Raw genomic sequence first — 18,427 nt, 5'->3', positions numbered from 1 at the left:
GCCTTATACGGCCGCGGCGTCGTAGAACAGTTCGCCGCTGCGCTGCTCGACCAGGGCTTGCTCGATCGCCGCCTGGTGAACCTCGTCGTCATGCTCCTCGCGAGCTTCCGGACGAATGCCCAGCCGGGCGAACAGACGCATGTCCTTGTCGGCCTGCGGGTTGGCGGTGGTCAGCAGCTTCTCGCCGTAGAAAATGGAGTTGGCTCCGGCCATGAAGGCCAACGCCTGCATCTGTTCATTCATCTGCTCGCGGCCGGCGGACAGGCGCACATGGGAGCGCGGCATCAGGATGCGCGCCACCGCCAGCATGCGGATGAAATCGAAGGGGTCCACGTCCTCGGCGTTTTCCAGCGGAGTGCCGGCAACTTTCACCAGCATGTTGATCGGCACCGACTCTGGATGCTCGGGCAGGTTCGCCAGCTGGATGAGCAGGCCGGCGCGGTCGTCCAGCGATTCGCCCATGCCCAGGATGCCGCCGGAGCAGATCTTCATGCCGGCGTCACGAACATAGGCCAGGGTTTGCAGGCGCTCGCCATAAGTACGGGTAGTGATGATGTTGCCGTAGAACTCTGGGGAGGTGTCCAGGTTGTGGTTGTAGTAGTCCAGGCCGGCCTCGGCCAGGGCAACGGTCTGGTCACGATCGAGGCGGCCCAGGGTCATGCAGGTTTCCAGCCCCAAGGCCTTGACCCCGCGGACCATCTCCAGCACGTAAGGCATGTCCTTGGCCGATGGATGCTTCCAGGCCGCCCCCATGCAAAAGCGGGTGGAACCGATCGCCTTGGCGCGGGCGGCCTCCTCGATGACCTTCTGCACCTCCAGCAGCTTTTCCTTTTCCAGGCCGGTGTTGTAGTGCCCGGACTGGGGGCAATACTTGCAGTCTTCCGGACAGGCACCGGTCTTGATGGACAATAGGGTGGAAACCTGAACCTGGTTGGGGTCGAAGTGGGCGCGATGCACGCTCATGGCGTGGAACAGCAGGTCGTTGAAGGGCTGGGTAAAGAGGGCCTTGACTTCGGACAGGGTCCAATCATGACGCAGCGGGCTGTTCAGGCTGGCGCTCATCGGGGTTTCCTTGGTTTATGCAGATGCGCCGGGCGACCACGCCTGGCGGTTCACGGTAGGAAACAAATGGTCAAGGAAGGCCCATGCGCTGTCAACCGCTACGCGACCTACTGGTCGACATATGCTCAAAATTTAATCAAACCTGTTATTTCTGTGGTGCCCGCGGCGATAACCCTTACCCGCTCTGCTCGGGCTGCGAAGAGGATTTGCCCTGGGCCCGCCAGCGTTGCCTGCACTGCGCGCTGCCGCTGACCTTCGATAGCCAGTGTTGCGCGAAATGCGAAGTGGCACCGCCGCCGTTCGCCTGTGTCGAAGCCCCCTGGACCTACGATTTCCCTCTGGATGCAGCCATCCTGGCCTTCAAGCACAGGGGAAACCGCCCCATGGGCCGGCTGTTGGCCGACAGGCTTGGCGCTTGGCTCACCCACCGCTACCAGCAGGGGCTGCCGCGGCCCCAGCAATTGCTGGCCGTACCGATGGCAGCCAAGCGCTTGCGCCAGCGCGGCTTCAACCAGGCGCAAGCCTTGGCCGATGACCTATCGAGACGGCTGCGCATCCCGGCGCCGGCCGGTAGCCTGGTGCGTCTGCGCAACACGCCCGCCCAGCAAGGCCTGGACCTGGTTGCCCGTCAAGGCAACCTGAAGGGGGCCTTCGCCTTGAGCGCGAAGGCGAAGGTCCAAGGCCTGCACCTGGCCATCGTCGATGACGTCATGACCACTGGCGCGACCGCGACGGCCCTGGCGAGGCTACTGCTCGAGGCGGACGCCCACCGGGTGGATGTCTATTGCCTGGCCCGTACCGCCAGTGGCGTGGTGGCTTGACGGGACGCCAGGCGCGGCGCAAGGTCATGGCTTTGCGCGAACCTGGCCATGTCTTTACCGCCCGAACTGTCCCACTACTTCTGGCAGCGCCCACAGCGCATCGCGTTGTTGCAGCACATTGCCGAACAGGGCTCCATCACCCGGGCGGCGCGAGCGGCCGGCCTCAGCTACAAAGGGGCCTGGGACGCCATCGACGAGCTCAACAACCTGGCGCCCTGCCCACTGGTGGAGCGCAGCGTGGGAGGCCGAGGCGGAGGCGGCGCGCGCCTGAGCGAGGACGGCGCCCGCGTGTTGCGGCTGTACCAGCGCTTGCAGGCGCTGCAGGCCCAGGTCCTGGCGATCGCTGAAGATAGCGCCGACCTGGACCTGCTTGGCCGCCTGCTGCTGCATACCAGCGCACGCAACCAGCTGGCCGGCAAGGTGACGCTGATCGAGCGGGCCGAGGGCATGGACCTGATCCACCTGGACCTGGGCGGCGGGGTGGCGATAAAGGCCCGGATCACCCCGGACAGTACCCGTCGCCTGCGGCTGGCCCTCGGGGTACCCGTCAGTGCGCTGATGAAAGCAGGCTGGGTCCATCTGCAAGCCAGCCAGACTTCACCAGCGAACGGACACAACGCCCTGCCGGCTCGCGTCGAAGCCCTTGAGCCAGCTGACTCGGGGCCAAGCGAGGTACGCCTGGTCCTGAGCAACGGCCAAACCCTTTGCGCCCTCGCCGATGGCGAGCGAGTGCAAGCCCTGGGCTTGCGAACCGGCACCGATGTGCTGGCCTGCTTCGACCCTGGCTCCGTGCTGCTGGGGCGGCCGCTCTGATGGGTGACAGCCTCGTCACCAAACCGTCATGAGGTCTGTTTAACGTGGCGGGCTGAACCGCAGGGAGCCGACCATGACCACTTATAACGACAACGAACAGCCCACCGATCTCGAACGCTATGTAGGCCTGAGCCGGCGCCGCTTCATCGGCGCCGGGGCACTGTGCGGCGCCGCCATGTTCCTTGGCGGCGGCCTGCTGACCCGCAGCACCCTGGCCCAGGCAGTGGAAAACGCCAAGGGGTCGCTGCTGGGCTTCGACTCCATCGCCGCCGCCACCACTGACACCGTCACCTTGCCGCCAGGCTACCAGGCCAAGGTGCTGATCAGTTGGGGCCAACCACTGCACGCTGGCAGCCCCGCCTTCGACCCCAGCGGGCGGGCCGATGCGAAAACCCATGAGCAGCAGTTCGGTGACAACAACGACGGCATGAGCTTCTTCCCGTTCCCGGACGACCCTGACCGCGCGCTGATGGCGATCAACAACGAATACACCAACTATCGCTATCTGTACGAGCATGGAGGCCAACCCGTGTCGGCCGCCGAGGTGCAAAAGGCGCTGGCCGTGGAGGGGGTATCGGTAATCGAGGTGCGCCGCGAACAAGGCCAATGGCGCTTCGTGCAGGGTTCGAAGTACAACCGGCGTATCCACGGCAACACGCCCTTGCGTTTCAGCGGCCCGGCTGCGGGCGACGAACTGCTCAAGACCGCCGCCGACCCCAGCGGGCGCCAGGTGTACGGTACCTTCCAGAACTGCGCCAACGGCAAGACGCCATGGGGCACCTACCTTACCTGCGAGGAGAATTTCACCGACTGCTTCGGCTGCAGCCAGCCGGACGCCAAGCTCGACGCCGCGCAGAAGCGCTACGGGCTGGCCCCCGCCAGCAAGGAAATTGGCTGGCACACCCATGACGAACGCTTCGATGTTTCCCGCAACCCCAACGAATTGAACCGCCACGGCTGGGTGGTGGAAATCGACCCCTTCGACCCGGCCTCCACCCCGGTCAAGCGCACTGCGCTGGGCCGTTTCAAGCACGAAAACGCGGCCGTGGGCGAAACCGCCGATGGCCGGGCGGTGGTGTACATGGGTGACGATGAACGCGGGGAATTCATTTACAAATTCATCAGCCGTGACCGCATCGACTACGCCAACCCCAAGGCCAACCGCGACCTGCTCGACCACGGCACCCTCTACGTTGCCCGCTTCGACGCCGGCGACGGCAATCCGGACCGGCCCAAGGGCCGCGGCGAGTGGGTGGCGCTGGAACATGGGCGTGACGGGCTGGACGCCCAGGCCGGCTTCGCCAGCCAGGCACAGGTTTTGGTGCATGCGCGCCTGGCCGCAAGCGCGGTCAAGGCCACGCGGATGGACCGCCCCGAGTGGATCGTTGTCAGCCCCCTGGACGGCCAGGTGTACTGCACCCTGACCAACAACGTGAAACGCGGCGAGGACGGTCAGCCTGTGGGTGGGCCGAACCCTCGCGAGAAGAACGTCTACGGCCAGATCCTGCGCTGGAAGCCCGAGGCCAACGACCACGGCGCCGCGACGTTCGAATGGGACCTGTTCGTGGTGGCGGGCAACCCTCAGGCCAACCCCCAAGGGCCCAAGCGCGGCTCGGCCAACATTACCGCGCAGAACATGTTCAACAGCCCGGACGGCCTTGGCTTCGATGCCAGCGGGCGGCTGTGGATACTGACCGATGGGGACGTGAGCAATACCGGTGATTTCGCAGGCATGGGCAACAACCAGATGCTTGCCGCGGACCCGGCCACGGGCGAGATCCGTCGGTTCATGGTGGGCCCGGTGGGCTGCGAAGTCACTGGCATCGCCTTCGCGCCGGACTACCGAACCCTCTTCGTGGGCATTCAGCATCCGGGTGAGAACGGCGGCTCAACCTTCCCTGAGCACTTGCCCAACGGCAAGCCGCGGTCCTCGGTAATGGTGATCACGCGTCAGGACGGTGGCTTGATAGGCGCCTGAGGCGGCGGCGTGCGCTACCATGTGTAGCCACACGCGCTCAGGAGCCGGCATGTCTCACCCCTTCGATACACTCACCCCCGACCGGGTACTCGATGCTGTCGAAAGCATCGGGTACCTGTGCGACGCCCGGGTCACGGCCCTCAACAGCTACGAAAACCGGGTGTATCAGGTCGGTATCGAAGACAGCGAGCCCTTGATCGCCAAGTTCTACCGGCCCGGTCGCTGGAGCGATGCCGCCATTCTCGAAGAGCACGCCTTCACCGCTGAACTGGCCGATTGCGAGGTGCCCGTGGTCGCACCCCTGGTGCGTGACGGTGTGAGCCTGTTCGCCCATGGCGAGTTTCGCTTCGCGCTCTTTCCCCGGCGCGGCGGTCGCGCGCCAGAGCCTGGCAACCTGGATCAACTGTATCGCCTCGGCCAACTGCTGGGGCGGCTTCACGGCGTAGGTGCCAGCAAGCCCTTTCTGGCCCGTGAAGCACTGACAGTGGATAACTTTGGCAGCGCGTCGCTGACTACGCTTCTGGACGGTGGCTTCATTCCTGCCAGTCTGCTGCCGGCCTACTCCAGCGTAGCCAGGGATGTATTGGCGAGGGTCGAGGCCGCCTTCGCCAGCACAAAGTTCGCATCGATTCGCCTGCATGGCGACTGCCACCCCGGCAACATGATGTGCCGCGACGAAGTCTTCCACCTGGTGGATCTCGACGATTGCCGCACCGGCCCGGCAGTTCAGGACCTGTGGATGATGCTGGCTGGCGACCGTCAGGAGCGGCTCGCCCAGTTGGCCGAGCTCATGGACGGCTACAACGAATTCCACAGCTTTGACCCTCGAGAGCTGGCGCTCATCGAACCGCTACGCGCCCTGCGCCTGATGCATTACAGTGCCTGGCTGGCGCGCCGCTGGGACGACCCGGCCTTCCCCCGAAGCTTCCCCTGGTTTGGCAGTGAGCGTTACTGGGGCGACCAGGTACTGGCTCTGCGCGAACAATTGGCCGCTCTCGGCGAAGAACCGCTGCGGCTGTATTGAGCGAAGCTATCCCTTCGAACCTGACAAGGATTGATCATGCAAACCGCCAACCCCCGGCGCGGCTACGTTCTGGGGCTGACCGCCTACATCATCTGGGGCATATTCCCGATCTATTTCAAACTGCTGCAAAGCGTGCCTTCGATGGAGATCATCGTTCAACGCGTGCTCTGGTCCGCAGTCTTTGCGGTATTGACCCTGTTGGTGTGGAGACACCCTGGCTGGTGGCGCCAGCTTGTGGATAACCCAAAACGGTTCCTCGTGCTCATGTGCAGCGGCAGCCTGATCGCAGGCAACTGGCTGGTGTATGTCTGGGCAGTGAACAACGGGCGCATGCTCGAGGCCAGCCTGGGTTACTACATCAACCCTTTGGTGAATGTGCTGCTGGGCATGCTGTTGCTGGGGGAGCGTCTGCGCCGTCTGCAGTGGGTCGCCGTAGGCCTGGCGGTGATTGGCGTGGTGCAGCAGCTATGGCTGGTAGGCAGCCTGCCTTGGGTATCCCTGGCCCTGGCGCTGAGCTTTGCGTTCTATGGCCTGATCCGCAAGCAAGCCCCCGTCGCGGCCCTCCCCGGGCTATTGGTGGAGACCTGGATGCTGTTGCCCCTGGCGCTGGGTTGGCTGTTGCTGCATGGCGATGCGGTCACGGCCCAGCCTGAATTCTGGAGCACCTCGGTGGCCTGGTTGCTGGTGGCAGCCGGGCCGGTAACCCTGGTGCCTTTGCTGTGCTTTACTGCGGCTGCGCGCAACCTGCCTTATGCCACCTTGGGCTTTCTTCAATACGTAGCCCCGACCCTGGTGTTGATCCTGGCGGTCAGCTTCTACGATGAGCACCTGAGCACTGGCAACCTGATGGCCTTCGCTTTTATCTGGCTAGCCTTGGCGGTGTATAGCCTGGATGTCTGGCAAGTTCTGAGAAAAAACCGCTGATCAAAAAACGAACATCCCGCTACAGCCTGCGATATTCGCGGGCTGTAGCTGAACATCCCAGGGTTATCCACAAGCTGGTCCACTCGGACTGTGCACAAGACCCACGCCTTTGATCAGATTTTGATCACTTCTCTGCAAGCCTTGCCAGCTGCGACATGCAGCGTTCATCCCCCAGGTTATCCACAGCTGGATTCAAGTTTTCCATGAATAACCTAAACGGCTGCCGTCAGATTCAACTCCACGAGCAATTCGTCGGCCAAGGTTTCGAAGGCCCGCTGCAGGTCCCCAAGTGCAAGACCTTCTGGCACGGCGAGTTGCGCTTGGGCCTGGAATAGCGCCTCGTTGCTCATGGGAGCAGGACAAACCGCTGTGGATAAACGCTCTACGTTCACACCCTGCCCAGCCAGCAACCGAGAGATGTCACGCACGATGCCCGGCCGGTCATTGGCGGTAAGGCTAAGGTTGACCGGCTTCCAACGTCCCGTTTCCAGCGGCGCGGTAGGTTCGATCAACACCCCGATGCCTCGCTCCTGCAACCGCCCGAGCGCCTCTGTCAGCGTCGCCTTCCGGCTGGCAGGGACTTCGATCCGCAAGATACCGGCAAAGTGGCCCCCCATGCGCGCCATCTGGCTTTCCAGCCAGTTACCCTGGTGTGCGGCGACACACTCGGCGATGCTCTCGACCTGGCCGGCTTTGTCCGGGGCCAGTACAGTCAACACCAGTTGTTCCACGGCAGCTCTCCCTTGGGTTTGGCTATGCAGTATAGGCAAGCCTCGCCTACCGGCTGCGCTCGCCACGAATTCGCGATGACCGTTCAGTCTCATTTTGCCTAATGCAAAGGCTCATGTAGTATCCGAGAAAAACCACTACATAACCGAGTGGGTCCATCCACGCGACACCTTGAGTGAGGCAGGCAATGACCGAGTATGTCCAAGTAGGCAACTTGCAGGTGGCCCAGGTACTGCGCGATTTCGTCAATGACGAGGTCATCCCCGGCAGCGGCCTGGACGCGCAGGCGTTCTGGGCTGGCGCGGCCGAGGTGATCGAGGCCTTGGCTCCGCGCAATCGTGACCTGCTCGCCCGGCGCGACGCGCTTCAAGCGCGCCTGGACGCCTGGCATCAGGCCCGCCGGGGCCAGCCACACGACGCCATGGCGTACAAGGCCTTCCTGCAGGACATCGGTTACCTGGTGCAGACGCCAGCGGAATTCACCGTGACCACCGCGAATGTAGATGAAGAAATCGCCCGCATCGCTGGCCCCCAGCTGGTGGTGCCGGTGATGAATGCGCGCTTCGCATTGAACGCCTGCAACGCGCGCTGGGGTTCGCTCTACGATGCGCTCTATGGCACCGATGCCATTAGCGAGGCGCAGGGCGCGGAGCGCGGCAAGGACTACAACCCGGCGCGAGGCGCCAAGGTGGTTGCCTTCGCCAAGGCCTTCCTGGACCAGGCGGCGCCTTTGACGGAAGGTTCTCATGCCCAGGCCACCGCTTACTCCGTCGAGGATGGCACGCTGTGCATAACCTTGGCGAACGGGCAAAAAGCCGCGCTGGCCAATCCCGCCCAGTTCGTCGGCTATCAAGGGGCGCCGCAGGCACCGCAGGCGGTGTTGCTCGAACATAACCGCCTGCATTTCGAGATTCAGCTCGACGCCAGCAGCCCGATCGGTCGCACCGACCCGGCGGGCATGAAGGACGTGCTGATGGAGTCGGCCCTCACCACCATCATGGACTGCGAGGATTCGGTCGCCGCGGTGGATGCTGACGACAAGGTACTGGTGTATCGCAACTGGCTTGGGCTGATGAAGGGCGACCTGGCCGAGCCGGTGAACAAGCAGGGCAAGGTATTCACCCGGACCCTCAATCCGGACCGCGTCTATTCAGCGCCCAATGGCGAGTCGCTGACCCTGCATGGCCGCTCGCTGCTCTTCGTGCGCAATGTGGGCCACCTTATGACCAGCGACGCCGTGCTGGATCAGAACGGCCACGAAGTACCGGAAGGCATACTGGACGCGCTCTTCACCAGCCTGGCGGCGCTGCACGATTTGCGTGGCAACGGCACTCGGCGCAACAGCCGCACCGGCTCGGTGTACATCGTCAAGCCGAAGATGCACGGCCCGGACGAAGTGGCCTTCGCCAACGAATTGTTCGCCCGGGTCGAAAGCGTATTGGGGCTTGCCGCCAATACCCTGAAAATGGGCATCATGGACGAGGAAAGGCGTACCACGGTCAATCTCGCGGCCTGTATCCAGGTAGCGCGCGAGCGCGTGGTCTTCATCAATACCGGCTTCCTGGACCGTACCGGGGATGAAATCCACACTTCCATGGAGGCTGGTCCCATGGTACGCAAGGCCGAGATGAAGGCCCAACCCTGGATCGCCGCCTACGAGAACCAGAACGTGGATGTCGGCCTGGCGTGTGGCCTTCAGGGGCGCGCACAGATTGGCAAGGGCATGTGGGCCATGCCGGACTTGATGGCCGCCATGCTGGAACAGAAAATCGCCCACCCACGATCAGGGGCCAATACCGCCTGGGTACCCTCGCCCACCGCCGCGACCTTGCACGCCTTGCACTATCACCAGGTGGACGTATTCGCCCGACAGGCTGAACTGGCCAATCGCGAGCCCGCGCCCCTGGACGACATCCTCCGTATTCCACTGGCACCGGAGGTCAACTGGAGCCAGGAGGCGATCCGCCAGGAACTGGATAACAACGCCCAAGGCATTCTTGGCTACGTGGTGCGCTGGATAGACCAGGGCGTGGGCTGCTCCAAGGTGCCGGACATCCACGATGTAGGGTTGATGGAAGACCGCGCCACCCTGCGCATTTCCAGCCAGCTTCTGGCGAACTGGTTGCGCCATGGTGTGGTGAGCCAGGCCCAGGTAGTGGAGAGCCTCGAGCGCATGGCACCGGTGGTGGACCGGCAGAACGCCTCGGACCCGGCCTACCGCCCCATGGCACCGGCGTTCGGCAGCAATATCGCGTTCCAGGCCGCGCTGGAACTGGTGCTCGAAGGCGCCCGACAACCCAATGGCTACACCGAGCCGGTGTTGCACCGTCGGCGCCGCCAGTACAAGGCTGCCATGGGTTCGTCCAGCACCGTCTGAATCCTGCAGGAGCCAGCGCCAGCTGGCGAAGTGGCGCGGCAATTGCGCAAACTCGCCAGCTTCGCTGGCTCCTGCAGGCGAGGCGGGTTAGAGCAACGGCAAGCTGTAGCTGACGATCAGGCGGTTCTGGTCCTGGTCGTAGTCACCGCTGACGTTGGTGCGCAGCATCCCGTTACGCCAGCCAAAGCCGACACCCTTGAAGGTGCCGCTCTGGACTACGTAGTCCACTGCGATGTCACGTTCCCACTCTTTGGTATCGCTACCGCTGGTGGCTTCGATCCCGGTGCCCTTGAGGTAGGTGACCGAAGCGGTCAGCCCCGGGATGCCAACTTGGCTGAAGTTGTAGGCATACTGACCGAAGCGCGTTTGTTCACCAGCCCGGGTGAAGGTGGAAATCAGACGGTCGGTGAACAGGTAGAGGCTGGCACCGCCCGCGCCTTCGTTGACCAGGCCGCCCTGGTTCAACTGCACGAAGTTGCTGTTATCGGACACGCTCTGATAACCGGCAGTGAAGGAGTGACCGCCCAGGGCGTAGGTGAAGATGGCGCTCCAGGTATCATTGTCGATCTTGCCGTTGGTGCCGTTGCTGTAGCCACCCACCTTATAGCCCGCGGCACGGCCAGCGGCCGAGTCGTTGGCGCCATCGGCGTCGGTCTTGAAGTAACGCAGGTCCGTCTTGAAGGACTGGTCCTTGCTGATCGGGTAAACGTGCACCAGGCCTGCGAAGTGCTGCTTGTAATAATCTTCCAGGTTGGCGTAGTAGTACTGGGCGGTCAGCTGGTCATTGATCGTGTAGTCGGCACCACCGAACCAGAACTCGTTGCTCTCCTGGGTGCCACCGGATACCGCCATGCCGGTACGGTTGGTTGAGGCACGACCTACCACATGCTCAAGGCGACCAGCCGTCAGCTTGAGGCCGTCGATCTCATTAGAGGTGATCATGCCGCCTTCGAAGGTCTGCGGCAGCAGGCGACCATCGTTGGACACCAGGATCGGCAGCTTGGGCTGCAGGTTGCCGTAGCGCAGCTCAGTCTTGGACAGGCGCACCTTGCCGGTCACACCCGCGTGGCTCCACTGGTCTACCGCGTCACCATTGGACTCCGAAGGAATCATGGTGCTGCCCTGGTGACGGCCGCTGCCGCTGTCCAGGGTCAGGCCCAGGAGCGCCTGGGCATCCAGGCCGAAGCCTAGGGTCCCGTCGGTGAAGCCGGATTTATAGTCGAGAACGAACCCTTGCCCCCACTCGGCCAGCTTGCTGCCCGCGCTTGAGGTTTGTTCCCGGTAATCGTTATTGAAATAGAAGTTGCGCATCGACAGCGTAGCCTTGCTGTCCTTGATGAAATCGGCGAGGGCCAGCGTTGGCAGGCACAACCCAGCGCCCACGGCCAATGCGCTCAGCCGAGTCTTGGTGGTTACAGTCATTTGGTGCTCCCCATGTGTTTCTAATTTTTGCGGGGGCATAGATATCAGGCAGGTGACATGTATTGCAATGGTGTGTTGCGGGTTATGTAACAAGCCGATGCGTTTCGACACGCTTGAGAGAGGAAGCCAAGGCCTGAAAAAACTCCTAAAAGCTGTCAATTGGTTTGATAAGCATGAAAATTCGCTGATACACACATTTTAGAGATTAAGCTTTTTGAAAGCAGGCTATGCTAAAAAGATCTGAAGAATGGATTTTTTATTCGTAAGTCAGTTCATACCCAGCTCGCGCCTCACTAGGGTAATGAGCTGATAGGGATCAATGGGCTTCAGGAGAAAGTCCACGACGCTCAAGTGCATGGCCTCGATCGCATCTTTTACACCAGCGTCGCCTGAAACGATGATGATAGGCAGCGCCGCGCGCTCTGACTCGCGTATTCGGCGGACAAGGTCCAATCCCGAGGCGGGCGCCATGCGCAGGTCTGTAACCAGCAAGCCTAGGGTACGGTCGTTCATCAGCAGCTCGAAGGCCGATTGGGCATCGCTCGCAGTCGAAGCCTGCACCCCATGCAAGGCCAGAATCTGCGCCAGCAACTCGCGGGCATCAGTATCATCGTCCACAATGAGCACGCCCGGAGGCGCCAACCTGGGCACCAGCAGAATCTCATTAAGGGCCTCGCGCTCCTCGTCGCTGAGGATATCCAGGTCTGACATCGGGCTCGCCATCCGTTACTTGCAAAACAGGTCTGACGCGCGCCTTGGCCAAGCCGGCGGGCGCGACAGGCTGCATAAGGTGCAGCATAGCCCTGCGCTTGCCAACCTGAAAAAGCCCTGTTTCACAAGCGATACCTACAACCGGCGCCAATTGGCCTCGCATCGCGACCAGGCGGGCCTCAGGCGATACTCCTTACCAATCCCGATACCAGCGGCTAGCACTCAGGCTGGCCGGCGACATAGCGCCGCGCCGGATTCACCGCCGCGCCGAACTCGCGCAAGCCCTTGGCGCCAATCAGCAGGGGATAGTTGAAGCTGCTACGGTCGGTGAGGTTCACCTCGATAGTCTGCTTGACATCGCCCAGGCACATTTCCAGGTCGATTACGGGGCGATGAGCAACCTCGACCCCCTCTTCGTCCCCATCGTTTTCATCAGCACGGCTTTTGATTCGGCTCGTACGGGAAACCTTGTGCTCGTACACCTTGCCGTCCGAGTCCTTGGTGGCGAGCTGGAAGCGTACCCAGTCTTCGCCGTTGCGGGTGAAGGTTTCGATATTGCGCGCTGACAGCGAAGCCGTAAGCGCTCCGGTATCCATCTTGGCTTTGAGCGTCTGGCCCAGCTCTGGCAGCTTGAAGTATTCGTAGCGGCCATACAGGGTAGGTTCGGCGGCCAAGGCCGGTAGCGATAACAGCGACAACAGGGCGAGCACGGCTTTCACGGACGTATTCCTTAGGGGCGCGAAAAATTAGAGCGTTGCGCGACTATAAGTTCGGCAAAAGCTAAGGTAAGGGCAAGCGGACGGGGAGAAAGTAAAAGTTTCGTGAAGTCCCGCTCAGTCGGATGCATTTGGCGCAGCCGCGACACCCCATTATGATGTCGGCCTCCTTTCATAAACGAGTGCGTTCATGCTTCGCCTGCTCAATGGCTGCCTCACCGCTTCGCTGCTGCTCATCAATACCCTGGTATTCATCGGCCCGTTGACAGTGCTTGCATTGGTGAAATTGGTGACACCGCCCCTCATGCGCGACCGGGCGTCTCGTGGAGTGATGTGGATCGCCGAAACCTGGGCGGAGATCGACAAGGCCATCTTCGCCTTGTGCACGCCCACCCGCTGGGACATCCGTGGCCTGGAAGCGCTGCACGTGGACGCGTCCTACCTGGTGGTGAGCAATCACCAGTCGTGGGTGGACATCCCGGCGCTGATCCAGGCGTTCAACCGCCGCGCGCCCTTCTTCAAGTTCTTCCTCAAGAAAGAACTGATCTGGGTACCGCTGCTGGGCCTGGCCTGGTGGGCGCTGGATTACCCTTTCATGAAGCGCTACAGCAAGGCATTCCTGGACAAGCACCCACACCTGCGCGGCAAGGATTTGGAAATCACGCGCAAGGCGTGCGAACTTTACAAGCGCCAGCCGGTGACCGTGGTCAATTACCTGGAAGGCACTCGCTTCACCCAGGCCAAGCATGACCAACAGGCTTCGCCCTTCCGTCATTTGCTCAAGCCCAAGGCTGGCGGAGTCGCCTTCGTGCTCGCCGCCATGGGGGCACAATTGAATCAACTGCTGGATGTGACCGTGGTCTATCCCAGCCAACGCATTCCCGGATTCTGGGACCTGCTCTGCGGCCGGGTGAACAAGGTGATCGTGGACATCCGCGCCCGCGCTATCGACCCGGCCCTTATCCAGGGCGACTATGAGAACGACCCCGCCTTCCGTCAGCAGGTGCAGGCCTGGGTGAACGAGTTGTGGGCGGAAAAGGATGCCCGCATCGAAGCGTTAAGGGTGCGGCACGGCTAGGGCTTGGCATTCCAGAGGGGCCTGGGGCCGAGCGGCCGGCGCCTTGCTGCCCAAGTTATTGCGCAAGGTGCAGGAGGAGCACGGTAGTGAAGTTCAACTCCGGCCTGGCTGCCTTGCATCGCTAGAAGCCGCCCATAGGCTGATGAAATACGCACCGGGTATACCAACAAGATGCCGCTATGTGAAGCGATTGGGCGAAGAGTAGGCTCCCTGGCCCCATCGCTTGCTACGGACCTGCCACCTAACATCTTGCCAGGTAGCTACCCCCCCTCCCCTATGTTTTCATTAAGCATATACGGGGGGAATGCCTATGAATAGCACACCAGTACTGACCGACACGGCCCGAAGCGTACTGAAATCATCACATGGACGCTGGCATGCCTATACCCCACACGGGTTCACACATCCGACTCATATGGGACGAGTCGCCTACAATGCTCAGGTACCAGAATCTGGCTTTTATTTGCTGGGTCATGGATATCGAGCCTACTCTCCCACGCTATACCGATTTCTCAGTTCTGACGCACTGAGTCCGTTCGGAAAAGGTGGAGTCAATTCCTATGCCTATTGCGCGGGTGATCCCGTCAACAAGCATGATAACTCGGGTGCTTTTTGGAAACGGATTAAAGCCTTATTTTCAAGACACTCATCGGGCATGGATGAACTTACAGAAATTGTCATACACTCCCGAGCATCGTTGAGCCCATTGGAGCAGTTGGCGTGCCAAGCGCCCCATGTTGCACAGAACATAGCACAGCATCTCGACACTCGTAGTGTCATGGCGCTTGGGGCTACTTCGAGAACCATGCACAGTGTAGCAGCCGAGGCTCTCAAAGCCCGCCCCATTGAACGCCTGGCCATCAAACATCCGGATGTCCTAGGTAACATAACTCAAATACTCGACTCCAGAAGCATGGTTGCGCTTAACCGGACTTCGAAGGCGGTATACCACAACACCAACCGTATTTCAGACGAGGCTTTTCTCCGCCAATTGCCGGATGAGCGCGCCTCGGCAGTTCTTTTCGCTGAGCGCGCTCATTATTATGAGATTCCAGGCGTTATGCCCTCTTCGGCAAACAACCGCGGCTATCCTCTAAGGCGGGTCAGGAAAGAATTCCCTTATGGTCAGGTCCGGGCGGCACCTAATTACAATGGACCGCCTGACCCTAGCAATATGCTTGGATTCGGACGCTTCCATTATTGGGTGGATGTCTTCAGATGATGGGGGATGGACTACCCCTTCATGAAGGACTAGAGCAAGGATGTCCCGAACAAGCACCTACATCGGTGTGACTGAGCGTTGAAATCACCTACAAGGCTTGCGAACTAGACAAGCCTTAACCGAGGACAAGACGAAATTATCCCAAAGGCGCCCGCTTCGTAACCGAGACAGACGCTCGCACCAAAGCGCTACGGGCGCGGCACGCTTAGGGCTTGGCACCCCACAGGGACGCCAGACTGGACAGCGCCGAGCCGTTGGCGCCCTGCTGGCCCAGATACTGAAGGATGATGGGCGCGAACTGGCTGACCATAGTGCTGTTCATGCCCAGCTGGGTGAAGGCGCTGTTCATGTCCTGGGCGGTCTTGACGTTCGTCAGGGCATTGTTCAGCGCGTTGGCTTTCTGGCTGTCCGACTTGCCCATCAGGCCACTCAAGCCCACCAGCCCGCCCAGGGCATTGTTGCCGGAGAGCTTGTCCAGGCCCGGAACCGACTTGCTAAGCTCCTTGTATTGGGCGGCGGGTAATTGATTCTTCGCCAGGCCCAGCATCGCTCCAGTACCGCCAATGGCCTGCTCCGGCGTGATGTTCAACTGCGTACCCAGCGTATTCAACAACCCTGCCGCCGGTGCCGCGGCAGCCACAGGCGCGCCGTTCTGCTTGCCGTTCTGCAGGGTAGCGGCGGCATTCACCGCGTCATTGAGGTTGAAGGCCATGGCCTGGCCGCCTACCAGAACAAGGGAGAACGCCAGCAGGCTGAGGGAGATACGCATCGGGTACTGCTCCTGAAACACATACGGAAGACCCTTATTGGACGCGACTGGGCCGAAGGGTTCAACCTCCGGCGTCGATAAAGGAAGGCAGAGCCAAACCCGCCTTCCGATCGAAGCGGGATCAGTCCCGATCTGGCAAAGCGAACGCCATCACCATATCTCCACGGTCCGGGGACTGCCGCGCGCCCCCCACGGTCAGCAGCACATACTGCTTGCCGGTTTTCGGCGACACATAGGTCATGGGGCCGGACTGGCTACCTACCGGCAGGCGAGCCTTCCATACTTCATGACCGGTGCGCGAGTCATAGGCGCGCAGGTAGAAGTCCTGGGTGCCGGCGAAGAACACCAGGCCGGACTGGGTAGCCAGGGACGCGCCCAGGGTGGGCATGCCGATCGGGATCTGCATGTGCATGCGGATACCCAGCGGGCCGGTGTCCTGGACGGTGCCCACCGGCACCTGCCAAACCATTTTCTTGGTTTTCAGATCGATCGCCGACATGGTCCCGAACGGCGGCTTCTGGCAAGGAATGCCCACAGCTGAGAGGAAGCGCTGACGCATGGCGCCATAGGGAGTGCCCACTTGGGGTACCACGCCCATTTCGATGCCGTTGGAGTTCTTCGGCATGTTTTCGCGCTTGATCATGTAGTTGGCCAGGCCCAGGCGCATGTCGTTCACGAACATGTAGTTCGTGGTTGGGTCCACCGACACGCTACCCCAGTTCATGCCACCCAGGGAGCCTGGGAACTGCAACGCATGATCCAGCCCCGGCGGGGTATAGACGCCTTCATGGCGCATGCCCTTGAAGCTGATGCGGCACAGCAATTGGTCGAAAGGTGTCGCGCCCCACATGTCCGCTTCGGCAAGGGTCTGGTTGCCAATGTTCGGCAGCTCCACCGAGAACGGCTGAGTCGGCGAATAGCGCTCGCCTTCCAGGTTGCCTTGAGGTACCGGACGCTCTTCCACCTTCGCCAGCGGCACGCCGGTTTCCCGGTTGAGCATGAAGATCATGCCCTGCTTGGTTACCTGCACCAGTGCCGGATCGGTACCGCCGTGATCGTTGGGCACATCGTAGAGCAGCGGCTGGGCCGGCAGGTCGAAGTCCCAGAGGTCATGGTGGGTGGTCTGGAAGTGCCAGCGCACCCGACCCGTGCCTACTTCCACCGCCACGATCGAGGAACTGTACTTATCGTCCTGCGCCGTGCGAGTGCCGCCGAAGAAGTCCGGAGTGGCGTTGCCAGTGGGCAGGTACACCAGGCCCAGCTTGGCGTCGTAGGCCATGGCCGACCATACGTTCGGCGTGCCGGGAGTGTAGGTCTGACCGGCAGGAGGACGCTTGGTGGTGTCCGGGTTGCCCGGATCGAAGGCCCAGGCCAGTTCGCCGCTGTGCACGTCATAGGCACGGACCACCCCCGGCGGCTCGCCAGTGGACCAGTTGTCCGCTACTCGGCCACCTACGATGACCTTGTCACCCGCTACGAGTGGCGTAGAGGTTTGCTGGTAGAAGCCGGGCTTGACCTCACCCATGTCTACTTTCAGATCGACCACGCCGTGGTCGCCGAAGTCCTCGCAGGGCTTGCCGGTGTCAGCGTCGAGGGCTACCAGGCGAGCATCGCCGGTGGGCAGGAACAGTCGCTTGCGACAGGCCGCGGCCGCAGTCGGTATCGAAGCCGATGGCGCAACGGCCACATCCGTGACAGCAGTGACGGAGGCCTCGGTGTCGTCGTGGTATCCCAGGCCACGGCAGCGCTGCCAGTTAGGCGCGCTGCCCTTGGGATCGAAGGTCCACTTCTGTGTACCGGTATCGGCGTCCAGGGCGAATACCTTGCCGTAGGCGGTACAGGCGTAGACCGTATCGCCGATTTGCAGAGGCGTGTTCTGATCTTCGGCGCCCGCGCCTGTACTTTGCGGAATGTCGCCGGTGTGGAAGCTCCAGGCGACTTGCAGCTTGCTCACGTTCTCCCGGGTAATCTGGTCCAGCGCGGCGAAACGGTTGCCGTGCGTGGTATTGCCCCAGTGCTCCCAGTTCTTCTGCTCACTGCCTGGCGCCACAGGTTGCACCGGGGACGCGGTTTCGCTGGCCACCAGAACATTTTTTGGCGAGAACATCGCCACCAGGGTAGCGACCACGCCTACTGCCAGCGCACCGGCAACACCGTAAGCCGCGCGGCCGCCGGGCTGACCAGCGGCGCGCTTGAGGCTGGGGTACGCCAATGCCACTACCAGCGCGATCACAGCGAAGGTCAGTACGCGCGACACCAGCGGCCAGTATTCCCAGCCCGCGTCCCATACTGCCCAAACGCCGGTCAACACAAATGCTGCGGCATATATCCAGGCGCCCCGAGGATCACGTCGGGCAATCAGCAGGCCGGCCACGATCATGGCCAGCCCCATCAACAAAAAGTACCAGCTCCCGCCCAGAGTCGTCAGGTAAACACCCCCCGCCCCCAGGAACAGGCCCAGAAGCGCGATGATCACGCCCAAGGCTCCCAGAAGAAGCTTTCGCGGGCCTGCCGCACGATTTTCAGTAGTCATCAACCCTATACCTTGATTTCTTCGTTCTTGGACCGAATCAGCAGCATCGAGCAAACACTCAGCCCCAGGTCAACAATAGCTATTAACCAACCGGTTCGTTTTCCAATAGTACCAAAAGCGGCCGCTCAGCTGCGACAAATTGGCTCACCTGTACAGGAAGAAAGACTGTTACGCCCCGAGCAATAATTCAGTGACCCATGGACTGTCGTTGACGACTTCGTAGACCTCCAACCGTATATATCGTCTTC

Annotated in this window: 15 protein-coding genes; 8 read left to right on the top strand and 7 right to left on the bottom strand. The window is 61.6% G+C overall.

The window, feature by feature from the left end; genetic code table 11:
• Nucleotides 1–3 precede the first annotated feature (3 nt).
• Complete coding sequence (bioB, locus tag BN1188_RS02885) at nt 4–1,062, bottom strand: biotin synthase BioB (RefSeq protein ID WP_040259735.1); 1,059 nt, start codon at nt 1,060–1,062, stop codon at nt 4–6.
• A gap of 83 nt (nt 1,063–1,145) precedes the next feature.
• Here bioB and BN1188_RS02880 point away from each other — a divergent pair, with 83 nt between their 5' ends.
• From BN1188_RS02880 to rarD, 5 genes are all read left to right on the top strand, one after another.
• Complete coding sequence (locus BN1188_RS02880; RefSeq protein ID WP_040259734.1) at nt 1,146–1,883, top strand: ComF family protein; 738 nt, start codon at nt 1,146–1,148, stop codon at nt 1,881–1,883.
• A 48-nt stretch (nt 1,884–1,931) separates the two neighbouring features.
• Nucleotides 1,932–2,696 (top strand): TOBE domain-containing protein, encoded by a 765-nt coding sequence (locus BN1188_RS02875; protein WP_040259733.1) that lies wholly within the window; start codon nt 1,932–1,934, stop codon nt 2,694–2,696.
• A 73-nt stretch (nt 2,697–2,769) separates the two neighbouring features.
• Complete coding sequence (locus tag BN1188_RS02870) at nt 2,770–4,674, top strand: PhoX family protein (RefSeq protein WP_040259731.1); 1,905 nt, start codon at nt 2,770–2,772, stop codon at nt 4,672–4,674.
• A 49-nt stretch (nt 4,675–4,723) separates the two neighbouring features.
• On the top strand, nt 4,724–5,698 hold the full coding sequence (locus BN1188_RS02865; protein WP_040259730.1) for a serine/threonine protein kinase: 975 nt from the start codon (nt 4,724–4,726) through the stop codon (nt 5,696–5,698).
• Between the two features lie 36 nt (nt 5,699–5,734).
• Nucleotides 5,735–6,622: an EamA family transporter RarD gene (gene rarD / locus BN1188_RS02860; protein ID WP_040259728.1), complete on the top strand. Its 888-nt coding sequence runs from the start codon at nt 5,735–5,737 to the stop codon at nt 6,620–6,622.
• A 212-nt stretch (nt 6,623–6,834) separates the two neighbouring features.
• Here rarD and BN1188_RS02855 read toward each other — a convergent pair whose 3' ends face one another.
• Nucleotides 6,835–7,353, bottom strand: a complete 519-nt coding sequence (locus tag BN1188_RS02855; protein WP_040259727.1) for a glycine cleavage system transcriptional repressor — start codon at nt 7,351–7,353, stop codon at nt 6,835–6,837.
• A 185-nt stretch (nt 7,354–7,538) separates the two neighbouring features.
• On the opposite strand from BN1188_RS02855, the gene BN1188_RS02850 reads away from it, so the two are divergent.
• A complete protein-coding gene (locus tag BN1188_RS02850; RefSeq protein WP_040259726.1) occupies nt 7,539–9,728 on the top strand; it encodes a malate synthase G in 2,190 nt (729 codons plus the stop codon).
• 87 nt (nt 9,729–9,815) lie between these two features.
• On the opposite strand, the gene BN1188_RS02845 is transcribed toward BN1188_RS02850, so the two are convergent.
• The 3 genes from BN1188_RS02845 to rloA2 all read right to left on the bottom strand — a co-directional run bounded on the left by BN1188_RS02845 (nt 9,816) and on the right by rloA2 (nt 12,580).
• Nucleotides 9,816–11,150 (bottom strand): OprD family porin, encoded by a 1,335-nt coding sequence (locus tag BN1188_RS02845; protein WP_040259724.1) that lies wholly within the window; start codon nt 11,148–11,150, stop codon nt 9,816–9,818.
• Nucleotides 11,151–11,417: 267 nt separating this feature from the next.
• Complete coding sequence (locus BN1188_RS02840; RefSeq protein ID WP_040259723.1) at nt 11,418–11,861, bottom strand: response regulator; 444 nt, start codon at nt 11,859–11,861, stop codon at nt 11,418–11,420.
• 215 nt (nt 11,862–12,076) lie between these two features.
• Complete coding sequence (gene rloA2 / locus BN1188_RS02835) at nt 12,077–12,580, bottom strand: retropepsin-like aspartic peptidase RloA2 (protein WP_040259721.1); 504 nt, start codon at nt 12,578–12,580, stop codon at nt 12,077–12,079.
• A 187-nt stretch (nt 12,581–12,767) separates the two neighbouring features.
• On the opposite strand from rloA2, the gene BN1188_RS02830 reads away from it, so the two are divergent.
• Together BN1188_RS02830 and BN1188_RS02825 are read left to right on the top strand one after the other, a co-directional pair.
• Nucleotides 12,768–13,655, top strand: a complete 888-nt coding sequence (locus BN1188_RS02830) for an acyltransferase (RefSeq protein ID WP_040259720.1) — start codon at nt 12,768–12,770, stop codon at nt 13,653–13,655.
• 310 nt (nt 13,656–13,965) lie between these two features.
• A complete protein-coding gene (locus BN1188_RS02825; RefSeq protein ID WP_088776179.1) occupies nt 13,966–14,877 on the top strand; it encodes an RHS repeat-associated core domain-containing protein in 912 nt (303 codons plus the stop codon).
• 205 nt (nt 14,878–15,082) lie between these two features.
• Here the strand turns inward: BN1188_RS02825 and BN1188_RS02820 are convergent, their stop codons facing one another.
• Both BN1188_RS02820 and BN1188_RS02815 read right to left on the bottom strand, forming a co-directional pair.
• The gene (locus tag BN1188_RS02820) at nt 15,083–15,646 is read right to left on the bottom strand and encodes a DUF2780 domain-containing protein (RefSeq protein WP_040259718.1); all 564 of its coding nucleotides are present in this window, start codon (nt 15,644–15,646) and stop codon (nt 15,083–15,085) included.
• A gap of 121 nt (nt 15,647–15,767) precedes the next feature.
• Nucleotides 15,768–18,179: a glucose/quinate/shikimate family membrane-bound PQQ-dependent dehydrogenase gene (locus BN1188_RS02815; protein ID WP_040259717.1), complete on the bottom strand. Its 2,412-nt coding sequence runs from the start codon at nt 18,177–18,179 to the stop codon at nt 15,768–15,770.
• Nucleotides 18,180–18,427 lie beyond the last annotated feature (248 nt).

Origin of the sequence: Pseudomonas massiliensis, from assembly GCF_000826105.1 — a bacterium.
GTDB classification, from domain to species: Bacteria; Pseudomonadota; Gammaproteobacteria; order Pseudomonadales; family Pseudomonadaceae; genus Aquipseudomonas; species Aquipseudomonas massiliensis.
This window is presented reverse-complemented; position numbering and strand designations above follow the sequence as displayed.